We start from the raw sequence: 3656 nt of genomic DNA, 5'->3' as shown, positions 1-3656 counted from the left end.
GGCCAGGGCCACGGCCAGGCCGCCGTCGGACAGGTCGTGGCAGGCGGTGACGAGGCCCGCGTTGATGGCCCCGTGCAGGGCGCGGTAGCGGGCCATGGCGGCCAGCGCGTCCACCTGCGGCACCTGCGCGCCCACGGTGTTCAGCTGGTCGGCGATTTCGCTGCCGCCCAGTTCGCGGAAAGTGGCACCCAGCAGGTACACCTTGTCGCCGGGCTGCTTGAAGTCGGAGGTGACGGCCCGGTTCACGTCGTCCATGACGCCCAGCACCGAGTACAGCACCGTGGGCGGGATGGAGATTTTCACCCCGCCGCCGAAGTAGTCGTTCTTCATGGAGTCCTTGCCGGAAACGCAGGGCACCCCGTAGGCAAGGCAGAAGTGGGCCAGGGCCTGGTTGGCGCGCACCAGCTGGGCCAGCTTGTACTGGCCGTCGGGGGTCTTTTCCGACTGCACCGGGTCGCACCAGCAGAAGTTGTCGGTGCCGGCCATGCGGTCGGGGTCGCCGCCCACGGCCACGGCGTTGCGCACCGCCTCGTCGATGGCGTTGGCCATCATCCAGTAGGTGTCGTAGTCGCTGAACTTGGGGCAGATGCCGTGCGAAAGAACGATGCCCGCCTGGCTGTCCAGCAGGGGGCGCACCACGGCGGCGTCCGCCGGGCCGTCGCGCTTGACGCCGACCAGCGGCTTCACCACGCTGCCGCCCTTCACCTCGTGGTCGTACTGGCGGATCAGGTATTCCTTGCTGCAGATGTTCAGGCGGCCCAGCATGGCGTGCAGCAGCGGGCCCTGTTCGGCGGGGGCCGGGTTCAGCCTGCATTCGCATTCCGGGGCGAAGGACGGACGTTCCCACACGGCGGAAAGTTGCATCTGGGGCACGCCGTCATGCAGAAAGTCCATGTCCAGGCAGGCCACCTGCTTGTCGCCGTAAACCACGTGGAAGCGGCCCGATTCGGTGAACTCGCCCAGCGGGGTGAGTTCCACGTCCATCTCTTTGGCCAGGGCCAGGAAGGCGTCCAGCTTTTGCGGCGGCACGGCCAGGGTCATGCGTTCCTGCGCTTCCGACAGCAGGATTTCCCACGGGCGCAGGCCGTCGTACTTCAGCGGGGCGCGCGAAAGGTCAAGGCGGCAACCGCCGGTATCCTGGGCCATCTCGCCCACGGACGAGGACAGGCCGCCCGCGCCGTTGTCGGTGATGGCGTTGTACAGGCCCATGTCGCGGGCGCGCATGATGCAGTCGTACATCTTGCGCTGGGTGATGGGGTCGCCGATCTGCACAGCCGTGGCCGGGGAGCCTTCGTGCAGTTCTTCGGACGAGAAGGTGGCGCCGTGGATGCCGTCCTTGCCGATGCGCCCGCCCGCCATGACGATGATGTCGCCGGGCAGGGCCTTCTTGTACCAGCCGGGGCGACCGTGAATCTCCTTGGGCAGCATGCCCACGGTGCCGCAATACACCAGCGGCTTGCCGAGGTAGCGTTCGTCGAACACGATGGAGCCGTTGACGGTGGGGATGCCCGACTTGTTGCCGCCGTGCTCCACGCCTTCACGCACGCCTTCCATGACCCGGCGCGGGTGCAGCAGGCGGGGGGGCAGTTCACCCTCGTGAAAGGGCGAGGCAAAGCAGAACACGTCGGTGTTGCACAAGAGTTCCGCGCCAAGGCCGGTGCCCATGGGGTCGCGGTTCACGCCCACGATGCCGGTCAGCGCGCCGCCGTAGGGGTCCAGCGCCGAGGGGCTGTTGTGGGTTTCCACCTTGATGCACACGTCGTGGGTGTCGTTGAAGGCGATGACCCCGGCGTTGTCCTTGAACACCGAGCGGCAGAAGTCGCGTTCGCCCAGGCGCTGGCGGATGGTCTTTGTGGAACCCTGGATGTACGTCTTGTACAGGCTGTCCACCACCTCGCGGCGGCCCGTTTCGCGGTTCTCGTAGTCGATGCGGGCGGAAAATATCTTGTGCTTGCAGTGCTCGGACCAGGTCTGGGCCAGCACCTCGATTTCCGCGTCGGTGGGGTCTGCGGGCAGACCCATGGCGGCGCGGTCGGCTCGCACGGCGGGGTCCGCGTAGTAGGCGCGGATGGCGTGCAGTTCTTCCAGGCTGAGGGCCAGGGTATTCTCGCGGCTGAAGGCCAGCATGGCCGCATCGTCCATGGAGGACAGCGGGATTATGGCCACCTCGTCGCTGGATGCCCCGGTCACCTGCGCGGCCTGCGGGACGAAGCCGGGCTCGGCGGCCCATTCGTCGCGGCTTTTCAGGGCAAAGCGCTGGATGAGTTCGTTGGCGAGCAGGTCGCGGGCGATGTGTTCCATGTCCGCGCGGGACAGGGGCATGTCCTTGGCGCAGGTCACGTGGAACTGGGCCGAGGTGTACACGGCGATGGAACGGCGGTCGGCGCCCAGCACCAGGGCCAGGGTGTCGCGCGCGGTGCGGCCCTCGTTGTCGGTGACGCCGGGGCGAAAGCCCACCTCCAGCACCCAGTCCGCCGGGGCTGCGCCCTGCGGGGCGGGCAGCAGATCCAGCGCGGCGTCCTGCAGCACGGGGTCATGCAGCACGCCCTGGGCCACCATGCGGACCAGCGCGTCTTCGGAAAGGCCATCCACGGTGAACACCCTGACAAGGCGCACGGATTCCACGTTCAGGCCCAGCGAGGCCCGGATCTTGGCGGCGACGTTGCGGCCCACGGTATCGGTGACCTGCGGCCGAAGGCCAACTTCTATGCGCCGAAGCATGACAGACTCCTGAGGGTGTTTGGGGGTGCGAGCGGTTGGCTCTCCATAAAGGCAAACGCCGCGCTTTGCAAATACGTGAAGGGGGTGGGCGGCGAGGCTGGCGGAGCGGGGGGAGGGAAGGTAGCGGCTTGATTGAAGGCGTTTTCTACGGAAAATCTCCAGTACGTTCGGAGGCGCTCGATTTCGTTATGCCTCCGGCGGGCAGGGGGCCGCTGAGCGGCAGCCCCCTGCCCCCCCGCGCTCCAGGGGGGCTTAGCCACAGCTCTGCTATCTTCATCCGTAAGACTCGCGCTTCGCGCTCGCCTAACGGCTGAAGTCCTGGACCCCCGGCGTTTCTTGCGCCGCATTCCTAATGCCGGGCAGCTTCCCTTCGGTGCAAGGCGCCTTCGGGTGATCTGCCCGGCGGAATGCGCATGCGCACGCGGCTCCCGTAGTTTTGGCGGTAGCGGCCTTTGGCGCGCGGGTCGTGAGGACTTCAGCGCCATTCTCATGGGGATCAGGCGTGTGCACGGTTGGCCGCAGCTCGCCGCAGGCCATGACGTGGCAGAAAATCAAAACCGGAGCAATGTTCCCAAGGGGGGCTACAGCAACGCCTGCATCAGGGCCTCGCGGCCCGCATCGCCGCCAAGGTCGGCGGGGGTGAATTCCCGCTGGGGCCTGCCGTCGGCGAAGATGACCACCCGGTCGGCCAGGCGCAGGGCCTGCCCCAGGCTGTGCGACACCATCAGCACCGGGCGGTCGGTCGCCAGGCGGCGCACCAGTTGCTCCACATCGCGGGTGGTGGCCGCGTCCAGCGAGGCGGTGGGCTCGTCCAGCAGCAGCACATCCGGTTGCAGGATCAGCATGCGGGCCAGGCACAGCCGCTGCTGCTGCCCGCCGGAAAGCTGCGCGGCGGGGCGGTCCAGCCGCTGGCGCACGTCGTCCCACAGGCCCAC

The 3656-nt window shown here is 67.8% G+C and carries 2 protein-coding genes; both read right to left on the bottom strand.

From position 1 onward, the window contains the following. Window positions 1-2721: AIR synthase-related protein (locus tag FVW27_RS10310; RefSeq protein WP_167124893.1), on the bottom strand; the 2721-nt coding region annotated here is incomplete at its 3' end. A 581-nt stretch (window positions 2722-3302) separates the two neighbouring features. After that, window positions 3303-3656: ATP-binding cassette domain-containing protein (locus tag FVW27_RS10305; protein WP_167124891.1), on the bottom strand; the 354-nt coding region annotated here is incomplete at its 5' end.

This window comes from Nitratidesulfovibrio liaohensis (assembly GCF_011682075.1).
Lineage (GTDB): Bacteria > Desulfobacterota > Desulfovibrionia > Desulfovibrionales > Desulfovibrionaceae > Cupidesulfovibrio > Cupidesulfovibrio liaohensis.
This window is presented reverse-complemented; position numbering and strand designations above follow the sequence as displayed.